This window comes from Streptomyces sp. NRRL S-118 (assembly GCF_000716335.1).
GTDB lineage: Bacteria > Actinomycetota > Actinomycetes > Streptomycetales > Streptomycetaceae > Streptomyces.
Map to the genome: position 1 here is coordinate 457,725 of NZ_KL591002.1, position 24,966 is coordinate 482,690.

General features: G+C 75.4%; 14 protein-coding genes. 8 read left to right on the forward strand and 6 right to left on the reverse strand.

Annotation, left to right across the window (positions count from 1 at the left end):
- The first annotated feature begins 9 nt into the window (after positions 1-9).
- The 3 genes from IH00_RS0105585 to IH00_RS0105595 are packed head-to-tail and all read left to right on the forward strand — an operon-like array spanning position 10 to position 3,954.
- A complete protein-coding gene (locus IH00_RS0105585; protein WP_031070198.1) occupies positions 10-1,743 on the forward strand; it encodes an ABC transporter ATP-binding protein in 1,734 nt (577 codons plus the stop codon).
- Positions 1,743-3,680 carry an ABC transporter ATP-binding protein gene (locus IH00_RS0105590; protein WP_031070200.1) on the forward strand — a complete coding sequence of 646 codons (1,938 nt, stop codon included), beginning with the start codon at positions 1,743-1,745 and terminating at the stop codon, positions 3,678-3,680. Before IH00_RS0105585 ends, IH00_RS0105590 begins: the two co-directional genes overlap by 1 nt.
- 40 nt (positions 3,681-3,720) lie before the next feature.
- Positions 3,721-3,954: a glycine zipper domain-containing protein gene (locus tag IH00_RS0105595; protein ID WP_031070201.1), complete on the forward strand. Its 234-nt coding sequence runs from the start codon at positions 3,721-3,723 to the stop codon at positions 3,952-3,954.
- Between the two features lie 101 nt (positions 3,955-4,055).
- Here IH00_RS0105595 and IH00_RS0105600 read toward each other — a convergent pair whose 3' ends face one another.
- The 5 genes from IH00_RS0105600 to IH00_RS0105620 all read right to left on the reverse strand — a co-directional run bounded on the left by IH00_RS0105600 (position 4,056) and on the right by IH00_RS0105620 (position 11,134).
- Complete coding sequence (locus IH00_RS0105600) at positions 4,056-5,471, reverse strand: RNA polymerase sigma factor (RefSeq protein WP_031070202.1); 1,416 nt, start codon at positions 5,469-5,471, stop codon at positions 4,056-4,058.
- A gap of 69 nt (positions 5,472-5,540) precedes the next feature.
- The gene (gene dnaG / locus IH00_RS0105605; protein WP_031070203.1) at positions 5,541-7,439 is read right to left on the reverse strand and encodes a DNA primase; all 1,899 of its coding nucleotides are present in this window, start codon (positions 7,437-7,439) and stop codon (positions 5,541-5,543) included.
- 9 nt (positions 7,440-7,448) lie between these two features.
- Positions 7,449-8,717, reverse strand: a complete 1,269-nt coding sequence (locus IH00_RS0105610) for an NAD(P)/FAD-dependent oxidoreductase (RefSeq protein WP_031070204.1) — start codon at positions 8,715-8,717, stop codon at positions 7,449-7,451.
- A 148-nt stretch (positions 8,718-8,865) separates the two neighbouring features.
- Positions 8,866-10,173 (reverse strand): deoxyguanosinetriphosphate triphosphohydrolase, encoded by a 1,308-nt coding sequence (locus IH00_RS0105615; RefSeq protein WP_031070205.1) that lies wholly within the window; start codon positions 10,171-10,173, stop codon positions 8,866-8,868.
- 37 nt (positions 10,174-10,210) lie between these two features.
- Positions 10,211-11,134 (reverse strand): sirohydrochlorin chelatase, encoded by a 924-nt coding sequence (locus IH00_RS0105620; protein WP_031070207.1) that lies wholly within the window; start codon positions 11,132-11,134, stop codon positions 10,211-10,213.
- Between the two features lie 150 nt (positions 11,135-11,284).
- Between IH00_RS0105620 and IH00_RS0105625 the strand changes: the two genes are divergently transcribed.
- From IH00_RS0105625 to IH00_RS0105645, 5 genes are read left to right on the forward strand one after another with little or no spacing between them, the layout of a single operon-like run.
- On the forward strand, positions 11,285-12,184 hold the full coding sequence (locus IH00_RS0105625; protein ID WP_031070209.1) for a DUF4132 domain-containing protein: 900 nt from the start codon (positions 11,285-11,287) through the stop codon (positions 12,182-12,184).
- Positions 12,181-17,202: a hypothetical protein gene (locus IH00_RS45000; protein ID WP_052411183.1), complete on the forward strand. Its 5,022-nt coding sequence runs from the start codon at positions 12,181-12,183 to the stop codon at positions 17,200-17,202. Before IH00_RS0105625 ends, IH00_RS45000 begins: the two co-directional genes overlap by 4 nt.
- Entirely contained in the window at positions 17,199-18,356 is a 1,158-nt protein-coding gene (locus IH00_RS0105635) for an ATP-binding protein (protein ID WP_031070213.1), read from the forward strand. The genes IH00_RS45000 and IH00_RS0105635 overlap by 4 nt, the downstream gene beginning before the upstream one ends.
- Complete coding sequence (locus IH00_RS0105640) at positions 18,343-22,083, forward strand: DUF5682 family protein (protein WP_031070215.1); 3,741 nt, start codon at positions 18,343-18,345, stop codon at positions 22,081-22,083. Before IH00_RS0105635 ends, IH00_RS0105640 begins: the two co-directional genes overlap by 14 nt.
- The gene (locus IH00_RS0105645; RefSeq protein WP_158827696.1) at positions 22,080-24,239 is read left to right on the forward strand and encodes a hypothetical protein; all 2,160 of its coding nucleotides are present in this window, start codon (positions 22,080-22,082) and stop codon (positions 24,237-24,239) included. Before IH00_RS0105640 ends, IH00_RS0105645 begins: the two co-directional genes overlap by 4 nt.
- Here IH00_RS0105645 and IH00_RS0105650 read toward each other — a convergent pair.
- The gene (locus IH00_RS0105650; protein WP_063835302.1) at positions 24,128-24,892 is read right to left on the reverse strand and encodes a hypothetical protein; all 765 of its coding nucleotides are present in this window, start codon (positions 24,890-24,892) and stop codon (positions 24,128-24,130) included. The two genes, IH00_RS0105645 and IH00_RS0105650, sit on opposite strands and share 112 nt — an antisense overlap.
- Between the last annotated feature and the right edge of the window lie 74 nt (positions 24,893-24,966).

The window sequence follows — 24,966 nt, forward strand, 5'->3', positions numbered from 1 at the left end:
GTTGATGGTGTGCTCAGACAACTTCTTCGACGCCACCTGGGGCCGTACAAACGGCCCATCGTCGTGCTGGTGGTCCTCCAGTTCCTCCAGACCTGTGCCTCCCTCTACCTGCCCAGCCTGAACGCCGACATCATCGACAACGGTGTCGTCACCGGTGACACCGGCTACATCCTGCAATTCGGCGCCATCATGGTCGCGGTGTCGGTGGTGCAGGTCGTCTGCAACATAGGCGCCGTGTACTACGGGGCCCGGACCGCCGCGGCGCTCGGGAAGGACGTGCGGGCCGCGGTCTTCGACCGGGTGCAGTCGTTCTCCGCCCGCGAGCTCGGGCAATTCGGGGCTCCGTCCCTGATCACCCGTACCACCAATGACGTCCAGCAGGTGCAGATGCTGGTGCTGATGGCGTTCACGCTCATGGTGTCGGCGCCGATCATGTGCGTGGGCGGCATCGTCATGGCGCTCGGGCAGGACGTGCCGCTGTCGGCGGTGCTGCTGGCCGTGGTGCCGGTGCTCGGCATCTCCGTGTCGCTCATCGTCAGGCGGATGCGGCCGCTGTTCCGCACGATGCAGGAACGGCTGGACACGGTGAACCGGGTGCTGCGCGAGCAGATCACCGGAAACCGCGTCATCAGGGCGTTCGTCCGGGACGCGTACGAGCGCGGACGGTTCGCCGGGGCGAACCGCGAGCTGACGGACGTCTCGGTGGCGACGGGGCGTCTGATGGCGCTGATGTTCCCGACGGTGATGACCGTGGTGAACGTCTCCAGCGTCGCGGTGGTGTGGTTCGGTGCGCACCGGATCGACAGCGGCGCGATGCAGATCGGGGCGCTGACCGCCTTCCTCGCGTACCTGATGCAGATCGTGATGGCCGTGATGATGGCCACCTTCATGTTCATGATGGTGCCGCGCGCCGAGGTGTGCGCCGAGCGCATCGAGGAGGTGCTGGCGACCCGGTCGAGCGTCGTGCCGCCGGTGTCGCCCGTGCGGGAGCTGGCCCGCCACGGCCACCTGGAGATACGGGGCGCCGACTTCCGCTACCCGGGGGCCGAGGAACCGGTGCTGCGCGGGGTGGACCTGGTCGCCCGGCCCGGCGAGGTGACCGCCGTGATCGGCTCGACGGGCAGCGGCAAGTCGACGCTGCTGGGGCTGGTGCCGCGGCTGTTCGACGCGACGGGCGGCGAGGTGCTGGTCGACGGTGTGGACGTGCGCGAGCTCGACCCGGCGCTCATGGCGCGGACCGTCGGGCTGGTGCCGCAGAAGCCGTACCTCTTCTCGGGGACGGTGGCGACGAACCTGCGGTACGGGAAGCCCGGGGCGAGCGACGAGGAGTTGTGGCACGCGTTGGAGGTCGCGCAGGCCGCCGACTTCGTACGCGGCCTGGAGCAGGGCCTGAACGCGCCGATCGCGCAGGGCGGGACGAACGTGTCGGGCGGGCAGCGGCAGCGGCTGGCGATCGCGCGGACGCTGGTGCAGCGGCCGGAGATCTATCTCTTCGACGACTCGTTCTCGGCGCTGGACTACGCCACGGACGCGCGGCTGCGGGCGGCTCTGGCGGCGGAGACGGCGGACGCCACCGTGGTGATCGTCGCCCAGCGGGTCGCGACCATCCGGGACGCCGACCGGATCGTGGTCCTCGACGAGGGACGGGTCGTGGGGGCGGGCCGCCATCACGAGCTGATGGCGGGCAATGAGACGTACCGGGAGATCGTGCTCTCCCAGCTGACGGAAGCGGAGGCAGCCTGATGGCGGGGCCGGCGGGACGGATGATGGCCGGCGGCGGCCCCGACCAGAGGTCGATGGACTTCAAGGGGTCGGGCAGACGGCTGCTGCGGCAGCTGGCGCCGGAGAGGGCCACGCTGTGGCTGATGGTGGCGGCGGGCGTGCTGAGCGTGGCGCTGTCGGTGGTGGGGCCGATGATCCTCGGCCGGGCGACCGACCTGGTGTTCGCGGGCGTGGTGGGCCGCGGGATGCAGGAGGGGGCCACCAAGGAGCAGACGCTGGAGGCGCTGCGCGCCAAGGGTGACGACGGACTCGCCGACATGCTCGCCGGCGTGGACTTCACGCCGGGGCAGGGCATCGACTTCGGCGCCGTCGGGAGCGTCCTGCTGACGGTGCTGGTGGTGTACGTGATCGCGGGACTGGCGATGCTGGTGTCGACACGGCTGTCGATCAAGGTGATCAACCGGACCGTGTACCGGATGCGCGAGGACGTGCAGGCGAAGCTGTCGCGGCTGCCGCTGTCGTACTTCGACCGGGCCAAGCGCGGCGAGGTGCTGAGCCGGGTGACCAACGACATCGACAACATCTCGCAGACCATGCAGCAGACCATGGGCCAGCTGATCAACTCGGCGCTGACCATCGTCGGCGTGCTGGTGATGATGTTCTGGATCTCGCCGCTGCTGGCGCTGGTCGCGCTGGTCACCGTGCCGCTGTCGGTGGTCGTGGCGACGAAGGTCGGCAAGCGGTCCCAGCCGCACTTCGTGCTGCAGTGGAAGTCGACGGGCCGGCTCAACGCCCACATCGAGGAGATGTACAGCGGGCACGCGCTGGTGAAGGTCTTCGGGCGTCAGGAGGAGGCGGCCGAGGAGTTCCGGGAGCAGAACGAGGCGCTGTACGAGGCCGGGTTCAAGGCGCAGTTCAACAGCGGGATCATGCAGCCGCTGATGTTCTTCGTGTCCAACCTGAACTACGTGCTGGTGGCCGTGGTGGGCGGGCTGCGGGTCGCGTCGGGCTCGCTGTCCATCGGTGACGTGCAGGCCTTCATCCAGTACTCGCGGCAGTTCTCGATGCCGCTGACGCAGGTCGCCTCGATGGCGAACCTCGTGCAGTCGGGGGTCGCGTCCGCCGAGCGGATCTTCGAGCTGCTGGACGCCGAGGAGCAGGAGCCGGACGCCGAGGCCGCCTCGGGCACCTCCCCGGTGCGCGCGGGGCGGGTCTCGCTGGAGAAGGTCTCCTTCCGGTACGAGCCCGACACACCGCTCATCGAGAACCTGTCGCTGACGGTCGAGCCGGGCCAGACGGTGGCGATCGTCGGCCCGACCGGCGCCGGGAAGACGACGCTCGTGAACCTGCTGATGCGGTTCTACGAAGTGACGGGCGGCCGCATCCTCTTCGACGGGGTCGACGCCGCCGAGATGTCCCGCGAGCAGCTGCGGTCCGGCATCGGCATGGTGCTCCAGGACACCTGGCTGTTCGGCGGCACCATCGCCGACAACATCGCGTACGGCGCGGCACGCTCGCGCCGGGTGACGCGGGAGGAGGTCGAGGAGGCGGCGCGGGCGGCGCACGCGGACCGGTTCATCCGCACGCTCCCGGACGGGTACGACACCGTCATCGACGACGACGGCACGGGCGTGAGCGCGGGCGAGAAGCAGCTGATCACCATTGCGCGGGCGTTCCTGTCGGATCCGGTGATCCTGATCCTGGACGAGGCGACGAGCTCCGTCGACACCCGTACCGAGGTGCTGATCCAGCAGGCGATGGCGCGCCTGGCGCACGGGCGCACGAGCTTCGTGATCGCGCACCGGCTGTCGACGATCCGAGACGCCGATGTGATCTTGGTGATGGAGAATGGCGCCATCGTCGAGCAGGGCACGCACGACGAACTGCTGGCGGCCGAGGGCGCGTACGCGCGCCTGTACGCGGCCCAGTTCGCCCAGGCGGTCGCCGAGGTCGACTGACCCTGACCATGCGAACGGAAGAGAACGGGGGGACCGCACCATGACCGACGGAAGCGGGAAGGCCGGGGCGAGCGGCGGCGGGGCGGCGAGGAACGCCAAGGGCTTGGCGCTGTGGATGCCGGCGGGACTGGCCATCGGCATCAGCGTCGGGCAGCTGACCGACCGTCCGGCCCTGGGCATCGCGCTGGGGCTCTGCTTCGGCGTCACGGTCGGCTGCGGTGTGGAAGCCGCGCTGAAGAGGCGGCAGGAAGGGGCCGGCAGCCCGGACGCGTGACCGCCGCGGCTCGTGGGCGCCCGGCCGGGACGCATCCCGGCGTCCGGGGCCGTGGCGGGTCGCGGCGGGCGGGCCGTGGCGAGACCGGACGGGCGTCGCGGTCAGTCCAGATAGCCGCGCAGCTGGTCCGCGAAGGCGTGGTCCCGCAGCTTGCTGAGGGTCTTGGACTCGATCTGGCGGATGCGTTCGCGCGTCACGCCGAAGATCCGTCCGATCTCCTCCAGGGTGCGGGGCCTGCCGTCGGCCAGGCCGTAACGGAGCTGGACGACCTTGCGCTCGCGTTCCCCGAGGGTGGAGAGGACCGCCTCCAGGTGCTCGCGCAGCAGCAGGAACGCCGCGGACTCCACGGGGGACGCGGCGTCCGCGTCCTCGATCAGGTCACCGAGGGCGACGTCGTCCTCCTCCCCGACCGGCGCGTGCAGGGAGACCGGCTCCTGGGCGAGGCGCAGCACCTCGCCGACCCTCTCGGGCGGCAGGTCGAGGTGGGCGGCCACCTCGTCGTGGGTCGGTTCGTAACCACGCTCCTGGAGCATGCGGCGCTGCACCCGTATGACCCGGTTGATCAGCTCGACCACGTGGACGGGCACCCGGATCGTGCGGGCCTGGTCGGCCAGCGCGCGGGACATGGCCTGGCGGATCCACCAGGTCGCGTACGTCGAGAACTTGTAGCCGCGCGCGTAGTCGAACTTCTCGACCGCCCTGATCAGGCCGAGGTTCCCCTCCTGGACCAGGTCGAGCATGGTCAGGCCGCGGCCGACGTAGCGCTTGGCGACGGAGACGACGAGGCGCAGGTTGGCCTCGATGAGGCGGCGCTTGGCCATGCGGCCCATGACGACGAGCCGGTCCAGGTCGTGCGCCAGCTGGGAGTCCAGGTCCGGGGTGCCCGCGAGCTTCTCCTCGGCGAACAGGCCGGCCTCGACACGGCGGGCGAGCTCGACCTCCTCGGCGGCGGTGAGCAGCGGGACGCGGCCTATTTCGCGCAGGTACTGGCGGAAGAGGTCGGCGGAGGGTCCGCTGCCGGCACCCGCGGCGGCGGCACGGCCGGCGGCGGCTGCGCGAGGCGGCTCGGCGAGGTCCGGTACGACACCGGGGCCGGGCAGCTGGGCGACATCCGGCGGCTCGGCGAGGTCCGGCACGACGCCGAGGTCCGGCACGCCGGCAAGGGACGGCTCCTCGGCGAGGTCCTCCGGCGGCTCGGCGAGGTCCGCGGGGTCCTCCGGCTCCGGCACGTCCGGTACCGCGACCGCCGGTGCCGCGACGCCGACCGCTTCACGGTGCGCCGCGAGGGGCTGCAGGGGTACGGCGATGGCCGAAGCCGTGGCGGGGTCGATGTCGGCAAGGGTCCGGGTCTGCACGGGGGCGACCTCCAGGGTGATCGCTGCCGGTTCGGGGGCGTGCGGCGGGGGGACGGCTTCGGCGGCCGTGCCGCTGTGTTCCGTCCCGTACGCGATGAGCGGATCCGCGGGGATGAACGGCCCACCGTCTGGGGACCGGCCGCGCTCCGTGGACTCAGGCACCGCCCTTAGTGTGGGGTACGACACATCACCGCCACGAGGGGCGTGCGACCACTTTTTGCGACGGCCGCGCTACAGGGCGTCGGCGCCCCGGTTGCGCAGGGACTGGGCGTACTGCTGGAGCACCCAGAGCTCGTTCTGGACCGCCGCGAGCTGCTCGGGGTCGCCGTGCCCGCCCAGCCGCGTGAGGGTGCCCTGGACGTCGCGGACCCGGCGGTCGACCGCGCGGAGGCGCACGGCGACGAGGTGGTTCCCCGCGTACGCCTCGTCCACGGTGCGCCCGTGCAGCGGCTCCACCGCGAGTTCGGTGACCAGGGCGCGGACCCGGTCGTCGGGCGCCGCGTCCCGTACCCGGGCCAGGTAGTCGCCGGCGTTGTCGATGCCCTGCTCGGCGCCGCCCGCCTCGGCGATGGTCTGCCGCACGGCGGCGTACGGCGGGGCGGTGAACTCGTCGACGCCGTACGCGTCGAAGGCGGGCGAGACCAGCGCCGGGCGCTGCAGGGCGAGCTTCAGCAGCTCCCGCTCGGTACGGTGGGCGGGGTTGCGCAGGTTGAGTGCCGGGCCGGCGGGGGAGGGCGCGGCGGGTGACGCGGAGGGCGCGGGGCGTGCGGCGGCGGGCGCCGGTCCGCGGCCGCCGCGGTCCCTGGCCCAGCGGGCGAGCTGGGCCACGCGCCGGACGACGAACTGGGTGTCGAGGATGCCGACCATGCCCGCGAGCTGCACGGCGACCTCGTGCTGGGAGGCCACGTTCTTGATGCGGGCGACGATCGGCGCTGCCTCGTCGAGCGCGGCGGCGCGCCCGGCCGGGGTCTCCAGGTCGTAGCGGGCGACGATCTGGCGCAGTGCGAACTCGAAGAGCGGGGTGCGCGGCTCGACGAGTTCCTGGACGGCTTCGTCGCCCTTGGCGAGGCGCAGCTCGCAGGGGTCCATGCCGTCCGGGGCGATGGCGATGTACGTCTCGGCGGCGAACTTCTGGTCGTCCTCGAAGGCGCGCAGGGCGGCCTTCTGGCCGGCGGCGTCGCCGTCGAAGGTGAAGATCACGCGGGCCGAGCCGTTGTCCATCAGCAGCCGGCGCAGGATCTTGATGTGCTCGCCGCCGAAGGCGGTGCCGCAGGTGGCGATGGCGGTGGTGACCCCGGCGAGGTGGCAGGCCATCACGTCGGTGTACCCCTCGACGACCACGGCCCGGCTGGATTTGGCGATGTCCTTCTTGGCCAGGTCGATGCCGTACAGGACCTGGGACTTCTTGTAGATGGGCGTCTCGGGGGTGTTGAGGTACTTGGGCCCGTTGTCGTCGTCGCGCAGCTTGCGCGCGCCGAACCCGACGACCTCGCCGCCGACGTCCCGGATGGGCCACATGAGGCGGCCGCGGAAGCGGTCGATGGGGCCGCGGCGGCCGTCCTGGGAGAGGCCGGAGAGGATCAGTTCCTTGTCGGAGAAGCCCTTCCCGCGCAGGTAGCGGGTGAGGTGGTCCCAGCCGGCCGGGCTGTAGCCGACGGCGAAGTGCTGGGCGGCGGCCTGGTCGAAGCCGCGTTCGGCGAGGAACTTGCGGCCGATCTCGGCCTCGGCGCTGTCGAGTTGTTCGACGTAGAACTGGGCGGCGGCCTTGTGGGCCTCGATCAGGCGGATGCGCTCGCCGCGCTGGTGGCCGGGGTTGTACCCGCCCTCCTCGTAGCGCAGGGTGATGCCCGCCTTGGCGGCGAGGCGCTCGACCGTCTCCGAGAAGGAGAGGTGGTCGATCTTCATCACGAAGGCGATGGTGTCCCCGCCCTCCTGGCAGCCGAAGCAGTGGAAGAGACCCTTGCTGGGGCTGACCTGGAAGGAGGGGGACTTCTCGTCGTGGAAGGGGCACAGGCCCTTGAGGTTGCCGCCGCCGGCGTTGCGCAGCTGGAGGTACTCGGACACGACGGCGTCGATCGGGACCGCGTCCCGGACCGCCTTCACGTCGTCATCGTTGATCCTGCCTGCCACGGAGGAAGTCTACGGGTGGGGCAGGACAGCGGTGAGCGGTGTCGAGGGGTCGGCGAGCGCCTCGGGGTCCACGGGGGCGCCGGAGCGGATGAGCTTCTGGACGTCGTCTGTGACGTCCCACACATTGGCGTTCATCCCGGCCAGGACCCGGCGCTCCTTCAGCCAGAACGCGAGGAATTGCCGCCTGCCCGCGTCGCCGCGCAGCACGACCTGGTCGTAGGAGCCGGGCGGTGCCCATCCGGAGTACTCCATGCCCAGGTCGTACTGGTCGGAGTAGAAGTACGGCACCCGGTCGTAGGAGACGTCCTGGCCGAGCATGGCGCGGGCGGCGGCCGGACCGCCGTTCAGGGCGTTGGCCCAGTGCTCGACGCGCAGCCGCGTCCCGAGGAGGGGGTGCTGGGCGCTCGCGACGTCGCCGGCCGCGTGGATGTCGGGGTCGGAGGTGCGCAGCGAGGTGTCGACGGCGATGCCCCGGCCCTCGGCGGGGCCCGCGATCTCCAGGCCGGCGGCCTCGGCCAGGGCGGTCCGGGGGGCGGCGCCGACGGCGGCGAGGACCGCGTGCGCCGGGTGCTCGTCGCCGTCGTCGGTGCGGGCGGCCAGCACCGTGCCGTCCTGGCCGGTGATCTCGGTCAGCCGGGTGCCGAAGCGGAAGCGGACGCCGCGCTCGGCGTGGAGCTCCCTGAAGAACTGGCCGAGCTCGGGGCCGATGACCCGGTGGAGCGGTGTGGGTTCGGGCTCGACGACGGTGACCTCCGCGCCGTAGCCGCGGGCGGCCGCGGCGACCTCGAGGCCGATCCAGCCGGCTCCGGCGATGACCAGGTGCCCGTTGTCCCGGCCGAGCGAGGCGAGGGTGCCGCGCAGGCGGTCGGCGTCGGGGAGGCGGCGCAGCTGGTGCACGCCGGCGAGGCCGGTGCCGGGGATGTCGAGCGGGCGCGGTTCGGCGCCGGTGGCGAGGAGGAGCTTGTCGTAGCGGAAGGAGGTGCCGTCGGCGGTGCGGACGGTCTTCCGTTCGCGGTCGATCGCGGTGGCGGGCACGCCGAGGTGGAGCTCGATCCCGGCCCGGGCGTAGAAGTCCGGCTCGTGCAGGAAGGCGCTGCCGCGCTCGTCCTTGCCGGTCAGGTAGCCCTTGGAGAGGGGCGGGCGCTCGTAGGGGTGCTCGCGTTCGTCCCCGATGAGGACGACACGGCCGGTGAACCCTTCGCCGCGGAGGGTCTCCGCGGCCTTGGCCCCGGCCAGTCCCCCGCCGATGATGACGAAGGTCTCGGATGCGTCGGCCACTGGTGCCTCCTTGCGGTTCAGGGGCTCTCTCGGCGTGCGGCTCGGGCGTCCCGTCCGCGCGGGCCGCGGCCCGTGGATGCGCGCGGGCCCCCGGACCGGGCGGTTTCCACGCTACGCCGCCGCCCGGGGGGTGCCCGCGGGCGGCGGATCAGCGGCGCGCCGCCAGGCGGGCGTGCAGCGTGCGGGCCGAGGCGTCGGTGAGCGAGGCGATCTGGTCGACGATGACGCGCTTGCGGGCGCGGTCGTCGGGCGCCGCGTCGAACAGGGCGCGGAACTGCGGGTCCAGGCCCTCGGGGGCCCGTGCGGTCAGCGCCTCGGCGAGCTCGGCGAGCACGATGCGCTGGTCGGCGCGCAGGGCCTCCTGCTCGGCGCGCTGCATGACGTACCGGTCGGCGACCGCCTTGAGCACCGCGCACTCGTTGCGGGCTTCCCGGGGGACGACGAGCTCGGCGGCGTACCGGGTGAGGCGGCCCGATCCGTACGCCTGGCGGGTGGCGCCCTCCGCGGCCAGGCAGAAGCGGCCGATCAGCTGGCTGGTGGCGTCCTTCAGCCGGGCCTGGGCGACGGCCGTCCCGTCGTACCCGTGCGGCCACCACTCCTGCTCGACGAGCCGGTCCAGGGCCTCGGCGAGCTCCTGCGGATCGGTGTCCTCCGGTACGTACCGCCCGACGGCCACGCGCCAGATGTCGGCACGCTCCGGCTCCGCCATCAGCAGGTTGGGGTCGATGTGCCCGGCGTGCAGGCCGTCCTCGAAGTCGTGCACCGAGTACGCGACGTCGTCGGACCAGTCCATGACCTGGGCCTCGAAGCACTTGCGGTGGCGGGGCGCGCCCTGGCGCGCCCACGCGAAGACGGGCAGGTCGTCCTCGTACACACCGAACTTGGGCGAGCCCGGTTCGGTGGGGTGGGCGCCGCGCGGCCAGGGGTACTTGGTGGCGGCGTCCAGGGTGGCGCGGGTGAGGTTCAGGCCGACGCTGACCAGCTCGCCGGTGCGCGGATCGGGTACGAAGCGCTTGGGTTCGATCCTGGTGAGCAGCCGCAGGGACTGGGCGTTGCCCTCGAAGCCGCCGCAGTCCTTGGCGACGTCGTTGAGGGCCTGCTCGCCGTTGTGCCCGAACGGCGGGTGGCCCATGTCGTGCGCCAGGCAGGCGGCCTCGACGAGGTCGGGGTCGCAGCCGAGGGCGGCTCCGAGCTCGCGGCCGACCTGGGCGCACTCCAGGGAGTGGGTGAGCCGGGTGCGGGGGCTGGCGTCCCAGGCGAGGCTGCGGGAGCCGGGGGTGACGACCTGGGTCTTTCCGGCCAGGCGGCGCAGGGCGGCGGAGTGCAGCACGCGGGCGCGGTCGCGCTGGAAGGCGGTGCGGCCGGGCCGCTTGTCGGGCTCGGCGGCCCAGCGCTCGGTCGCCGTCTCGTCGTAGTGGTACGCCGTCTCGTCGGGTCCTTCCAGGATGCCGTTCATGCACTGAAGGTAACCGCAGGGACTGACAGCGAACCCGTCAAGCGGAGGCGAGTTCCAGCGGCTGCGGGTGGGCGGGCGGGGCGGCCGCGGCGACGGCCTGGTCGTACCGGTGCAGTACGAGCCGGGCCATGGCCGGGTGGGCGCCGAGCGGTTCCGCCGCGATCCACGGCGCGGCGGCGGCGCTGCGGGTGGCGAACAGGCCGGGCGCGGTGAAGCAGGAGGCGACGGCGGTGCGGTGGCGGCCGCGGGCGGCGAGGGCGCGGACGGCCTGCGCCACGGTGGGTGCGGCGGCGGAGGCGTAGGCGGGGAGGACCGGCACGCCGCCGAGACGCTGCGAGAGGAGCCGGGCCGTGCGGCGGGTGTCGGCGGCCGACTCGGGGTCGCGGGAGCCCGCGGCGGCGAGGACGACGCCCGCGCTGCCGTCGGCGTGGTCACGGGCGGTCCAGCCGGCCTCGGTGAGCCGGTCGGCGAGCGCCTCCACGAGCAGCGGGTGCGGGCCGAGCGGGTCGGCGACACGGACGCGGAGCCGGTCCCGCACCGCGGCGGAGGCGGCGGGCAGGTCGTGCTTGACGTGGTAGCCGCGGGTGAGCAGCAGCGGTACGAGGACGGCCTCGTCCTCGCCCTCCCGGCCGCCGTCCTGCCCGGAGGCGCGGTCCGCGAGCTCGTCCAGCGTGTCGGTGAGCAAGGGGGCGTTCAGTTCGATGTGCCCGAGGCGTACGCGCAGGCCGGGCCGCAGTTCACGCACCCGCTCGAGCAGCGCGGTCACGGTCTGCAGGGCGCGCGGATCGCGGCTGCCGTGCGCGACGGCGACGAGGGTGGGGCGGTGGGGTGTGCTCATGTGCCTGCGCGTTCCGTTGCGGTGGAGGTGGTGCAGTTGCGTGCCGAGCTGGGTGGTGATGCGGGTGAGCAGCTGGGCGGTGGAGTCGAAGGTGCACTCGCGTCGGTCTGCCTGCTCCGTCATGCACCGATGGTCGCGGCCGCAGGTTGCCGGGCCGTTGCGGGGGCGTGACGGGTGTTTTCCACCGGCTCACGGGCCTGGCGGCGGCGTTGTCAGACCCCTCCCCTACCGTGATCGACATCGGAACCGGAAGGTCGGGGAGGCGGTCTCGCCATGGGCTGGATCGATACGGAGAGTGACGGGTACGCCGTCACGCTGGACGGCACGCGGGTGGTGTGCCGCAACGGGGCGGGGCGCACGCTGAAGCAGGTGCCGGCGAAGCTGCGGGACGACGCCCAGGTGGTGCGGCTGCGGCAGCTGGCGGAGTGGCTGGAACGGCACGAACGCGAGTGCCGCGAACAGGTGGACGCGTGGCTGGTGCGATCGCTGCCGGTTCCGGTGGAGCTGCTGGCGCGGGTGTGGCCGGACGCGGCGTGGCAGGGGGCGCTGCGGGACCTGGTCGTGGCGCCGGTGGGCGCGGACGGCTCGGCGGACGTGGCACGGGCGGGGTTCCTGCGGGACGCGGATCCGGATCCGGCGCGCGGGCTGGGCATCGTCGACCTGGACGGCGACTCGGTGCGGCTGGGCGCGCAGCAGGGCGTCGAGGCGGTGCTCATACCCCACCCGGTGCTGCTGCTGGAGGACTTGGACGACCTGCGGGAGTTCGCGGTCGAGCTGGGGGTCGAGCAGGGCGCGCAGCAGTTGTTCCGCGAGGTGTGGCGGCGGCCGGAGCGCCTGGCCGACGGGGCGTCGGGCTGGGACGCGTACGCGCGGGGGCGGTTCGCGGAGCTGCGGCACGCGACGTCGCGGGCGGCCTCACTGGGGTTTCGGGTGCGCGGCGGGTACGCGGTGTGCCCGCTGGTGGAGGACGGGCTGCCGCTGGAGGCGGCGTACTGGCTGGGTGACGAGTACCCGGAGGCGGAGACGGAGACCGGCGCGCTGGAGTGGCGCGACCGGGCCGGGCGGCGGCTGCCGCTCGCGGAGGTGGGGCCGGTCGCCTGGTCGGAGGGCGAGCGGATGGCCGCGCTGGTGTACGCGGGGCGTGTGGTGGACGAGGAGGGGGACAAGCGATGAGCGGAGCGGGGAACGGGGCGCCGGGGGGACGGGCGGACCTGCTGCTGGACGCGGGCGCGGTGCTGCCGCCGGCGCGGACGGCCGGGGTGCCGGACGGCACGGGGGACGGGAACGTCGATGTGCTGACCGCCCGGGCGTACGCGCATCCGGCGCTGGACGGGCGCACGGTGGTGCGGCTGGTGCCCGAGGCGATCGGGCCGGCCGAGGACCTGTCGCTGGAGTACCTGGGCTTCACCGGCGGTCCGGGGCCCGAGCGGGTGGGGCGGGTGAGGCGGCAGGCGCTCGGCTTCCCGGCCTGGGCGCTGGTGCACGACCCGGACAACGGCCACCACGCGCTGGCGGTGGTCAAGGAGATGGAGCGGCTGTCGCGGCTCGTCGCCACCAGGCCGGGGCTCGCCAAGGAGGGCTTCGAGGACATCGGCGAACGGCTCGACCGTTCCGTGCCGCACTTCCTGCCGACGTACTACGAGCAGGTGGCGCGGCTGTTCCTCGCCGCCGAGTCGCGGTCGTACGCGTCGCTGTTCTTCGGCAAGGCGCGCGCCGCCGAGCAGCGCCACGCGCTGGCCGTGGACGAGGAGCGGCTGCGGGAGGTGTTCCTGGAGTTCGCCGGGGCGGGCGCGCTGAGCGGCAAGGCGCTGCGCGAGCACGCCAAGGGCCTGGCGGCCCGGCTGTCGGCGCCGGAGGCGTACGAGCAGTTCCGGGCGCTGTCGCTGGAGCGGTGCGCCGCCGGACTGCCGCCGTACGCCGGGATGCTGGAGGACCTGCGGCGGCTGGCGAGGGCGGCGCGGCTCGACGTGGCCGCCGAGGAGCGGTCGCTGCTGGCCGAGATCATCCACACCGGGCCGATGAGCCGGGCCGCCGCCAGCTTCTGGAAGGCGGCGCTGCCCGCGCTGTCGGCGGTCGCGGCGGAGAACCGGGCGGTGCGGGAGCGGCTGCTGCACCTGATGCCGACGGCGGGCGGCGACCAGCGGGCGGAGTTCGAGACGTCGTGGCTGGCCCTGCTGGACGGCTGCGGCGCGACCGGACTGCTGCTGGACGGCACGGTCCCGGCGGCCCCGTGGCTCACGGCCTGGGCGGCGCACCGGCAGCGCGGTTACGGGCGCAGCACACGGCTCGCCGCCGAGCTGGCGCTGGTGGAGCGGCTCGCGGACCGGCTCGCCGCGGACGGGGTGCCGGTGCGGCTGCTGGGGGGCGGCAGCTGGCGCGTCGACGCCGACCTGGACCTGCTGGACCTGTGCCTGGCGCGGGGTGTCCCGGTGGAACCGCCGGCGCCCGACGCCACCACCACGTATCTGGACGTGGCGGGCTGGCTGGGGGACGAGGCGGAGGGCCGCCGGGACCTGGCGGCGCTCGTCGCCGACGAACGGTTCGGCCCGCTGCTGCGCCGGTCCGTGGAGCAGCTGGCGGGGGACGGGGCCGAGTCCACGGAGCGGCTGCGCCGCGTCGTGGAGCACCCGGCGCTGGAGACGGTCGTCGCGGACTGGCTCACAGAGCTCGCCGACGGCCTGAGCCGGCCGTTCGGACTGCCGGAGCTCGACGAGCAGTTGACCCGGCTGGCACCGTTCACCAGCCCGTCCGTGCTGGCCACGGCTCCGGCCGCGGTGGAGCGGATCGCCGCCGTCACACCCGCCGACGCGCTGCGGCGGACCCTGCGGGCGGGGATCCTGGACGAACTGGGCTGGCCCGCGCTGGAGGAGACCCTGCCCAAGCTGGGCAAGGTCGACGCGCAGGTGGCCGGGCGGGGGCGGCGGCGTCCCTTCCTCGCCGAGCAGTGGTACCGCACCGCGGACGCCTGGCCCGCCCTCGTCGTGCGCAACGGCAACGAGGTGGCGGCGATCGGCCCCGACGCGGCGCTGGACGTGCGCACGCTGACGCTGCCGGTCGCCCGGACCAATCACTGGGACCAACCCACCGTGCGCTTCGTGGACGGCCAGTGGCTGGTGGCGAACGGGCACGGGAACGAGCGGCGCGCGGTGTGGTCCGGGCGGCCCGCCGATCCGTTCACCCCCTCCGGTCCGCTGGGCGACCACTGGGGTGCGGTGCACACGACGTCGCTGGGACTGCCGGGCGGCGGCCGCTGCTACGGCGGCCGGCCGGTGCACCCCGGGGACACCTCGTTCGCCGAGGAGCGGCGGCCGGTGGCCTCCGACGGCATCTCGGTGTGGGTGCTGCACGAGGGCAACTGGTGGGAGTACGACCCGGCGACCGCGCGGCGCGGCCGGGCGGCGGCGCCGGCGTTCTTCGACTCGGCGCTGGCCGGCGCGTCGGACGGGCAGCGGCTGCTGCAGAGTTACTGCGTGCTGCTGCCCGCGCAGCCCGGCATGGAGTCCTCGCCGTTCGGCAGCAAGGACGGCCTGCTCGGCTGGTGGGTGCTGCACGACCACGAGGCGGGCACGATGACGGCCTGTTCGGTGGACGGTACCCGCAGCCCGGCCGTCCCGGCGCCGCGGGCACGGCACCTGTACCCCTCGAAGGGCATCCCGCTGCCGCCGCTGCGGCTGCCGGGCGGCGCCGTGCTGCACCCGCGCGAGACACGGCAGTTCGACCCGACCGTCGACCTGTACGACACGGACGGCGTGCGGGTCGCCACGGTGCGGCTGTGCGACCACGGCGACCGGTACGCCGCGGGCATGCCGCTGGTGCCGCCGCTGGCGTACTGGCACGCGCTGCGGCCGCGTGACGAGCGGGGCTCGGCACGGCTCCGGGAGGTCACCGGGGCGGACACCGAGGCGCTGCTGGCGGCCGTGGCGGAGGGCACGGCGCCCGCCGAGGCGGTGGCGCGGGTACTGCCGGAGCTGACCCACCCGGGGCTGATCGCCGGTGTCGCGGGGCTCGTCGCGGAGGCGGCCCGGTGCGGCAAGCGGCTGGCGGGTGTCGAGGAGAAGGCGCGCCGCCGCGAGCCGCGGCAGGACGAGTCGCCGGTGCGGCACGCGCACGACAAGGTGCTGGGCCCGGTCATGTCCGAGCTGGGCGCCGGGGCCAACGCGTACGGGTCGTACGGCTACTACCACGCGCAGCAGGGCAGGGGCCCGCACACGGCCGTCGACCAGTTGCACCGGGTGGCGGCCGTGCTGACGGCGCCCGAGGGAAGCGTCCCGGAGAAGGTGAAGCTGCCCGCGTCGGCGGTGCCGTGGCTGTCCTTCACCGGCCGGGGGCTCGCGGCGCTCGCGGTGCGGGCGGCGTCCCCGGCGACCGGGGAGGAACAGCGCGCGGCGCTGCTGGAGTTCCTGGGCCTGGCCGCGGCGGTGGTCGTCGGCAGCGATCCGGTGCTGGTGGACCCGCGTGGACGGCTGCGGCTCGTGGGGCTGCGCGGCGCACGGCCCGGCGGCACGCAGCGGCTGGGCGAGGTGCACCGGTCGGGCCGGCGGCGGATGCTGCTGATCGCGTGCCGGCGCCAGGACGACCAGTACGCGTTCTGGACCGCCCTGGAGTACGACCCCGCGGCGGAGTTCGGGGCCTGGGACGGTTTCACGGTGGTCGACGACACCGTGTTCGGCCGGCCGGAGGACGGGCCGCTGGCTCCCGCGCTGCGGCGCACGGCGGAACTGGTGGCGGAGCGAGGCCCGCTGCCCTACCGGCCCGAGCAGGTCGCCGGGTTCGCGGAGCGGGTGGGTCTCGGCGCGCCCGCGGCGGCGCTGGTGCTGACCGGGTTCCCGGGCCTGGAGGGCTGGGACCGGGAGAGCCTGCTGCCCGCCGAGCTGCTGGCCCCGTTCGGCGCCAAGGTGCGGGAGGCGGAGGCCGCCCGCACCGCGCTCAGGGAGCTGTCCGGCGCCGACCGGCGGCGGTTCACCGCCCTGCTGCTGCCGGAGGACGCCGAAGCCGTACCCCGCCTGTGGGAGTCCGGCTTCGGCCTGGATCCCCTGGCCGAGGCGTGGGTGGCGGCGCGGGGCAGGCGGCGCGTGGCGCCGCCGGAGCTGGTCGCCCTGGCGGTCGCCGAGACCCGTCAGGCCCGGATGCTCGACTGCGTGCTCAACCCGGAGGTGCAACCGCAGCTCACCGGCCGTACCGAGCAGCGGATGGACGCGGAGCTGGGCCGGCTCGACCCGGTGGAGCCGGCGAAGCTGCTCGACGGGCCCGCGCTCTCGGCGTACCTCACGATGCTGCGCTGGCTCGCCTACCGGCTGCCGTTCGGTGACCCGCTGCGCGCGGTGCTGCCGGTGACGCTGCGGATGCTGCGCGAGCGGCTGGCCGATCCGGGGCTGCTGCTCGCCCTGGGGGTCGACTGGGACCACGAGGGCAAGGCCACCGCGCTGCGGCTGCGCGAGGCGCACGGGCTGCCCGCCACCGGTGGCGCGACCGAGGACGGCCTGGTCGAGGTGTCGGACGCGCTGGTGCTGACGCCGATGCCGTACGGAACCCAGTGGGAGACGGTCTGGCTGCGGCCGGCGGCGGTGCTGCCGGGCGCGGGCGAGCAGGGCGGCCCGGACCATCCGGCGCTGACGCTGCTGGCGGCCGTCTCCCGGCCGTCGGCACAGCTGGAGGCGCTGCGGACGCTGCTGAGCGACGGCTTCGAGGAACTCGTGTCGGCGGACAGCCCGGCGCACGGCCCCGCGGGGGCGGCGCAGCACCCGGTGAACAGCGTGCCGGAGCTGGTGGACGAGGCGGCCGGGCGGCTGGGGCTGTCGCAGGACGCGGCCGCGCTGTACCTGATGCTGCTCGCGCTGCCGGATCCGACGGACCGCAAGCAGGCGCAGTGGACGGGCTGGAAGCCGGCGCGGCTGAAGAAGGCCCGGGCCGAACTGGCCGCCACCGACCTGGTGGTGGAGGCCAAGCGGGCCCGCGCGGGCCGGTCGCTGTTCCTGCCCGGCGGCTGGCTGGAGCAGAAGGCGCCGCTGCTGCCCCTGGAGAAGTGGAAGTGGGAGCTGCTGCGGTGGGACTCGTACGGCTTCGTGGTGCCGGACCGCCCGGTGGCCGCGCTGTACGCGGCGGCGTGGCGCCGGGTCGTCGACGGTGACGTGCCCGGATACGAGGAGTTCGAGGGCCGCGGTGGCGGCCGGGGCCGGGGAGGACGGCGATGACGGTGACGGTGACGGACGGGGGCCGGCAGCGGCAGGTGGAGCTGCCGGAGGACCGGTACGCCGAGGAGCTGGCGTTCCTGGCGGCGTACGACGACGGGCCGCGGCCGCCGGGGTGGCGGCTGACCCCGCGCGCGGTGGTGGTGTTCGTGTGCGGGTCGGGCGGTGAGGAACTGACCGGGCCCGACGGCCGGGCGATGGCCGTGTCGCGGAAGTTCGTGGGCGACCGGGCGCTGGTGGAGCGGTGCGTGGTGACGCTGGCCGGGGAGCGGGGCCTGCTGCTCGTCGGTGAGCCGGGCACGGCCAAGTCCATGCTGTCCGAGCTGCTGGCGGCCGCCGTCTGCGGCAGCAGCACGCTCACCGTGCAGGGCACCGCGGGCACCACGGAGGACCAGCTGCGCTACGGCTGGAACTACGCGATGCTGCTGGCCAAGGGGCCCAGCCGGGAGGCGCTGGTGCCGTCGCCGGTGCTCACGGCGATGGTGCGCGGCGCGGTCGCCCGGGTCGAGGAGGTCACCCGCTGCCTGCCCGAGGTGCAGGATTCGCTGGTCTCGCTGCTGTCCGAGCGGCGCATGTCGGTACCGGAGCTGGCGGGGACCGGTGAGGACGGCGAGGACGCCACGGTGCACGCCGCGCCCGGCTTCACCCTCATCGCCACGGCCAACCTGCGCGACCGGGGCGTCTCCGAGATGTCCGCCGCGCTGAAGCGGCGCTTCAACTTCGAGACGGTCGGCCCGATCGACGACCTGGCGGCCGAGACGGAGCTGGTGCGCGGGCAGGCCACGGCGGCGCTGGTCCGCGGTGGGGCGGAGTTCACGCTGGACGAGGCGGTGCTGGAGGCGCTGGTCACCGCGTTCCGGGACCTGCGCACCGGGCGCAGTGCGGAGGGCTGGGAGGTGGAGCGGCCGTCCACGGTCATGTCGACGGCCGAGGCCGTGCAGGTCGCCGCCTCCATGGGCCTCGGCGCGGCGTACCTGGGCAACGGCCGCGATGTCGTGCGGACGCTGCCGGGCCATCTGCTGGGCACCGTCCGCAAGGACGATCCGGCCGACCACGCGCGGCTGCTGGGGTACTGGGACGGGCCGGTGCGCCGCCGCGCGGAGGGCGGGGCTCCGCTGTGGCGGACGCTGTGGGAGCTGCGCGATGAGCTCACCTGAGCCCGGGCCCGCCGGGGCCGTGGAGGAGCTGGCGGGGTGCCGCGACCCGTTCCTGATCGGGGTGCGCCACCACTCCCCCGCGCTCGCGGCGGCGGTCCCGGCGATGCTGGCGCAGGCGGCCCCGGAGGTGCTGCTGGTGGAGCTGCCGGAGGAGTTCGCTCCGTGGCTCCCGTGGCTGGCGGACACGGCGACGGTGCCTCCGGTGGCGCTGGCGGGCAGCGGCGGTGCGGGCGGACTGGTGTTCCTGCCGTTCGCGGAGTTCTCGCCGGAGCTGGCCGCGATCCGCTGGGCGCGGGAGGCGGGGGTCGAGGTGGTGCCGTTCGACCTGCCGCTGGGGGCGCGGGGCGCGGCCGCCGCACGGGACGCGGGTGCGGACGCCCCGGGCCGGAGGGCTCCGGGTCCGGACGCCGCGGTGCCGCCGGCCACGGACCCGGACGGGGGTGCGCGCCCGCCTGTCGGGGCCGGGGCGCGGGGTGTGGCGGCCGCGCTGCGGGCCAGGGCGGGGGGAAGGCCCGAGGACGACCTGTGGGACCGGCTCGTGGAGGCCCCGGCGCCGGGCGCGTCGCCCGAGGCGCTGCGGCGGGCGGCGCTCCTGGTGGGCTGGGCGCTGCGGCACGACCAGGAGGCCGTCGACCCGTACGACCTGCGGCGCGAGGCGCACATGCGGCGCCGCCTGGCCGCGTACGCGGACCGGCGCGCCGCGGCCGTGATCGGCGCGTTCCACGCGCCCGCCCTGCTGCCCGGTGCGGCGCGCGGCGGTGCCCCGGAGGACACGGCCGTGGAGGGGACGGCCGTGGAGGGGTCCGCGGGCGGGGTGGTCACGTCGCTCGTCCCGTACGCGTACGGGTTGCTGGACGAGCGCTCCGGCTACCCGGCGGGCATACGGGACCCGGAGTGGCAGCGCGGCGTGTACCTCGCCGGGGGCGACCCCGCCCGGCTGGACGACCTGCTGCTGTCGTCGGCGGTACGGATCTGCGCGGCCGTGCGCGCCGCGGGGCACCCGAGCGGGCCGGCCGACGCGCGGGAAGTGGTGCGCCTCGCCCGTGACGTGGCGAGCCTGCGCGGGCTGCCGGCCGCCGGCCGGGGGGAGCTGGTGGAGGCGGCCCAGTCGGTGCTGACGCAGGGCCAGCTGTACGGGCGGGGCCGGGTGGTCGCCGCCGCCATGGAGAAGGTGCTGGTCGGTGAGCGGCGCGGCCGGCTCGCGCCCGGGACACCGCGCTCCGGGCTCGGCCCGGACGTGGAGGCACTGCTGGCCCGGCTGTCGCTGCCGGCGCCGGACGCGCCCGCGCGGCGCGAACTGCGGCTGGACGCGCTGCGCGGTGACCTGGACCGCGAGCGCGAGGTCTGTCTGCGACGGCTCGCGGTGTGCGGGGTGCCGTACGGGGAGGAGTCCGGGGTCGCGGGCGTGGGCGGTGCCGCCGCGCTCACCACCCGCTGGACGGTGGCCTGGACGCCGTCGACCGCGGCGATGCTCGATGTGGCGGGCGTGCACGGGGTGACCCTGGAGCAGGCCGCCGCCGGGGTGCTGCGGCAGCGGCACGCCGCACAGGTGCGGGAGGGCGGCCCCACCGCGGCGCAGGCCCTGGACGGGCTGCGCGCGGCCGCGCGGTGCGCGCTGCCCTGCCTCGCCGCCGAGCGGCTCGCGGAGACGGCCGTCACGCTGCCCGCCTCCGGGACGCTGCCCGAACTGCTGGACGGGATCGCCCTCCTGGACCGCATCCGGTCCGGCCATGTGCCGGGCCTGCCGGAGGGATGGTGCGCCAACGCGGTGGACGCGGCGTACGAGGAGCTGGCCGGGGCCGGGGTCCGCGCGCTGGACGGGCTCGCCGGGTCCACGGACCCGGAGGACGCCCGCGCGCTCGTGGGCCTGGCCGGGCAGGCAGCCGCCGCGGGGAGCGGGGGCCTGCGGCTCGCCGACGCGCTCTCCCGGCTGGACGCGCAGGCCACACCGCTGATCCGCGGGGCGGCGGGGGCGGCGCGGGTGCTGCTGGGACAGCGGGACGCCGGGGACTTCGGGGTGCGGCTCGCTTCCCGGGCGGACGGCGCGACGACGCCGGAGCTGCGGTCGGAGCTGTCCGGGCTGCTGCGCGGTGCCCTGCTCGCGGCGGGTCCCCTGCTGGAGACGGGCCGGGCGCTGGACCCGCTGCTGGAGCGGGTGGAGACCTGGCCGGACCGCGGTTTCCTGGACCGGCTGCCGGCACTGCGCGCCGGTTTCGACACGCTGTCGCCCGCGGCCCGGTCCCGGCTGCTGGCGGCGGTCGAGGACCGCACGGGGATCGCCGCCGGCTCGCTGCCGGACGCGGTGCCCGACCCGGCGGCGCTCGCCCGGCTCGCCCTGGCTGATCTGGCGGGGCGTGAGGCGCTGGCACAGCGAGGACTGGGCGTGGCCCCGGCCGGTGCGGGTGGTGCGCCGGAGGCGCCCGGCATGGACTGCGCGGCCGCATCGCCGACGGCCGGCCGGCGTGACGGTTCCGCCGCTGATGCCGCTGAAACCGCTGATGCTGTTGATGCCGTTGATGCCGCCGGTTCCACCGGGGACTCCGGGGACTCCGGAAGCTCCGGGGGCTTCGGGGGCTCCGGGGCTGAGGCGGGCTTCGCCAGGGATTCGGCCGGGTTGACGCCGGGCGAGCGGTGGCGGCTGGTGCTCGGCCGGGCGCAGGGGCTCGGCGGGGCCGCCGGCCGGCTCGCCAGGGCCCTCGACGAGCTGTACGGGCGCGGCCACGGCGAAGGTTCCCGGGGCGAGGAGGCCCGCGGATCGGGGGGCGGCGGCGAGGCGCCGTTCCCGGACGTGCGGGCGTGGTCGCAGGAGTTGGCAGCGCTGTTCGGGCCCGGTGTGCGGGAGGAGGTCCTCGCGGCGGCCGCCGACGCCGGGCGCCTCGACGCCGCCATGGAGCTCGACCCGGCGGCGGCCCGGCCTTCGGTGGAGCTGCTGCGCACGGTGCTCTCGTACGCCGGCGGCCTGCCCGAGCACCGGCTGGACCGGCTGCGGCTCCTGGTCGCCCGGCTCGTACGGGAGTTGACGCGGGCCCTCGCCAACCGGCTGCGCCCCGCGGTGAGCGGGCTCGCGCACCCGCGCCCCACGCGGCGCCCCGGTGGCCCGCTCGACCTGGAGCGCACGCTGCGGGCGAACCTGGCGTCCGCGCGCCGCGACCCCGCGACCGGCGCGGTGACCGTGCTGCCCGAGCGGCCCGTGTTCCGCACCCGGGCCCGCAAGCAGGCGGACTGGCGGCTCGTCCTGGTCGTGGACGTCTCGGGGTCGATGGAGGCGTCCACCATCTGGTCGGCGCTGACCGCGTCCGTCCTGGCCGGGGTCCCGTCGCTCAGTACGCATTTCGTGGCCTTCTCCACCGAGGTGATGGACCTCACTGGCCACGTCGAGGACCCGCTGAGCCTCCTCCTGGAGGTCCGGGTCGGCGGCGGCACCAGCATCGCGCGGGGCCTGCGGCACGCCCGCGGGCTCGTCACCGTGCCGTCGCGCACACTCGTCGTCCTGGTCAGCGACTTCGAGGAGGGCGGCCCGGTCGGGCCCCTCCTGGCGGAGGTGCGGGCCCTGGTGGACGCGGGCTGCCACGTGCTCGGCTGCGCCTCGCTCGACGACGAGGGTCGCCCACGGTACTCGGCCGGCGTGGCCGGACAGCTGGTGGCGGCGGGCATGCCGGTCGCCGCGCTCAGCCCTCTCGAACTGGCCCGCTGGGTCGGCGAACGCGTAGGAGGTACGCAGCGGTGACGGTTCTTCCCCCGGTGGTCGCCGAGGTGGCGGCCACCGCGCTCGACCTGCTGCCCGCGCGGCTGCGCAAGCGCGTGGACGGCGCGGTGGCGAAGGCGGCCGACTGGCCGGTGGAGCGGGTGGCGGACGGTGTGCGGGTCAGCGCCGGTGACGACACGGTGGTGACGCTGACGACGACCGCGGGCGGAGTGGTGGCGTCGGCGGAGGCGGCGGTGTGCAGTTGCCTGCTGGCTCCGGCGTGCCTGCACCGCGCCGCGGTCCTGTCCCGGGCGCCCCTCGCGGAGCCCGAAGCCACCGCGTCCGATGCCACCGCGTCCGATGCCACCGCGTCCGACGCCACCGCGTCCGACGCCACGGACCCGGCCGGCACGTCGGACTTGGCGGAACCGGCGGACCCGGCCATCACGGACGCCCCCGCGACGACCGCCGTGGACACCGCGGACACCGTGGACACCGCGGATACCGCGCACACCGGCGTTGCGGCACCCGGGAGTGGTGCCGAACCCGTGACCGCCGGGCCGACCCGTCCCGATCCGCCCGGCCGGACCGACCGGCCCGGAGATACCGGCGGGCCCGGAGATACCGGCGGGCCCGGAGATACCGGCGGGCCCGGAGATACCGGCGGGCCCGGAGATACCGGCGGGACCGGGCAGCAGGCGTCGCCCGGCGCGCCCGGTGACGCCGAGCAGGCCGGCGACGGAACGGGTGCGGCGCTCACCGGTGTCCAGGGCGCGGCCCTGCGGGCGCTCGGGGACGCCGCGGTGGGCGTGCTGGTGGCCGGGGTGAGCGGGGCCGGCGCCGTGGTCCGCGCCGAAGTGCTCCACGCGGCGCACTCCGCCCGCCTCGCCGGGTTGCCCCGGCCCGCCGCGGTCGCGGTGCGCGTGGCGCGGCGGCTCGGCGAGGCGCGCTCCGAGGACCCGGCGTTCCGTCTGCCGGAGCTGTCCGCGGACCTGGCCGAGTTGCTGGATGCCGTGCAACGGCCGCTCTCGGCGGCGGGTCCGGCGCGGCGCGCGTACCGGCCCACCGGTCCGCTGCGGCTGTACGGGCTGTTCACCGAGCCGGTCGTCACCGCGTCCGGGTACGCGGGCGCGACCGCGTACGCCGTGACGCCCGACGGTGCGCTGCGTACGGTCTCCGACGTGGCGCCCGGGGGCCCGGAGCGCGCCGTGCAGGCGGCCGGCGCGGCCCTGGTGCCCGGCGGCTCCGCGCTGCCGCTGCGGGAGCTGGGCGACGGGGGCGGGGTGATCCTCACCTCGCCGACGGTCTCGGCGGACGGGCGGGTCGGCGGGGGCGGGCCGGTCCGTTCCGTACGGGCGGCGGGCTGCTCCTGGCACGAGCCGCCGCTCGACGCGCTGTGGCGGCGTCCGCCGGCGGCCCAGCTGGACGCGGCCCTGGACTGGTGGGACCGGCCCGCCGACGACCGGACGGCGGGCGGCGATCTGCTGTTCCTCGACGGGACGGTCACGGCGGCCGCCTCGGCGGGCGGCGGCCCCGCGTTCGCGGTGGAGGGCGGGCCGACCGTGTCGCTGTACGCGCCGGACGAGCGGCCGGAGTTGCCGTACGCCGAGAACCTGCGGCTGCTCGCGGCCCGCCCCGGGCTGCGGTTGCGGCTGATCGCCCGGATCGCGCCGGACCGGCCCGGCGGGGTGTGCGCGCTGGCCGCGTCCTGGGCGGGGCACGACGGGGAGGCGGTCCGCGCGGACCTGGGCCTGCGCCGGCTGCACCGTACGGACTTGCCCGCGGTGTCCGCCGAGCCCGCCGCACCTGCCGCGCCACCGGCCGTGGAGGCGCCGGCGGCCCTCCCGCTCGAGCTGGACCTGCTGCGCCGCGCGGTGGACCGTACGGTGGCGGGCGGCCGGGCCGTCACGGCCGCCGCGGCCGACGGCGAACTGCCGCGCCGGCTCCGCGCGGTGGGCCTGTCCACGGGCGCGGGCTGCGCACGTGCGCTCGAGGAGGCGTCGTCCGCCCGTGGCCGGGATGCGCTGGGGCGCCTGACGCCCGCCGATCCGGAGGTGTTCGCCCGGGCGTGGCTGGCCGCGTCGGTCTACGTGTCGGCGGCGGCCCGTTCCCTGCTGTCGGCGGCCTGGGCGTCGTCGTCCGGCGAGGTCTCCGTGGAGAGCCAGACGCGCAGCGGGCCGGTGGCCGTGAAGCCGTGACACAGGGCGGCGTCGAGGTCGTCGCCGTGTTCGTACCCCACGACCGGCGTCCCCGGCAGGCGGGCGGCGATCGCGGCGAGGCACCCGGGCCAGGCGGCGTCGCCGCCGAACAGGTTGGAGACGCCCGCGACGCCGGCGGCGTGGCTGACCACGGCTCCGGAGACGATACGGCCGTCCGGTCCGCGCCCGGCGAGGACCGTGGTCGACGGGTCGGCCAGCAGCGCCGGCCGGAACAGGCCCATGGTGTCCCCGTCGCTCCACGCCGCCTCCCACGCGGCGAGTCCGGCGGGGGCACGGACCGGCTGCCAGGCGGCCTCACCGGCGTCGGGTCGTCCCGGCGGGGGCAGGTCCGCGGGCCGGTGGATCCACCGGGCCTCGAAGAGCGGCGCGAAGCCGTGGCCGGTGAGGTCCAGGTCGGCGAAGCTGTCCTTGACCGAGCACCCGGGTGCGCGCCGGTCGACGGCGTCCAGCAGGTCCCGTACGTCCCGCGGTGAGAGGCCCGGGGCGAGGGTCACGGCGTCCGGGTAGTACGGCGGCGTACGGCGCGGGCTCGTCCAGGCGCGGGCGCCGAAGGTACCCCCGGGCAGGCCGTGGGCGCGGCACATGGCGGCGCACCACGCGGCGTTGTTGCGGGCGGATGCTCCGAGGTCCATGCCGGGATCCTGTCAGAGCTGACAGTCCTTCCCCCGCCCCCTGCCATTTTCCGAAGAACGGAATATATTTTCCG

Excerpts from the sequence above, each read along its gene's own strand:
- IH00_RS0105590 (WP_031070200.1), top strand. The coding sequence starts at position 1,743 with ATGGCGGGGCCGGCGGGACGGATGATGGCCGGCGGCGGCCCCGACCAG.
- IH00_RS0105595 (WP_031070201.1), top strand. The coding sequence starts at position 3,721 with ATGACCGACGGAAGCGGGAAGGCCGGGGCGAGCGGCGGCGGGGCGGCG.
- IH00_RS0105615 (WP_031070205.1), bottom strand. The coding sequence starts at position 10,173 with ATGAACGGCATCCTGGAAGGACCCGACGAGACGGCGTACCACTACGAC.
- IH00_RS0105620 (WP_031070207.1), bottom strand. The coding sequence starts at position 11,134 with ATGACGGAGCAGGCAGACCGACGCGAGTGCACCTTCGACTCCACCGCC.
- IH00_RS0105625 (WP_031070209.1), top strand. The coding sequence starts at position 11,285 with ATGGGCTGGATCGATACGGAGAGTGACGGGTACGCCGTCACGCTGGAC.
- IH00_RS45000 (WP_052411183.1), top strand. The coding sequence starts at position 12,181 with ATGAGCGGAGCGGGGAACGGGGCGCCGGGGGGACGGGCGGACCTGCTG.
- IH00_RS0105635 (WP_031070213.1), top strand. The coding sequence starts at position 17,199 with ATGACGGTGACGGTGACGGACGGGGGCCGGCAGCGGCAGGTGGAGCTG.
- IH00_RS0105640 (WP_031070215.1), top strand. The coding sequence starts at position 18,343 with ATGAGCTCACCTGAGCCCGGGCCCGCCGGGGCCGTGGAGGAGCTGGCG.
- IH00_RS0105650 (WP_063835302.1), bottom strand. The coding sequence starts at position 24,892 with ATGGACCTCGGAGCATCCGCCCGCAACAACGCCGCGTGGTGCGCCGCC.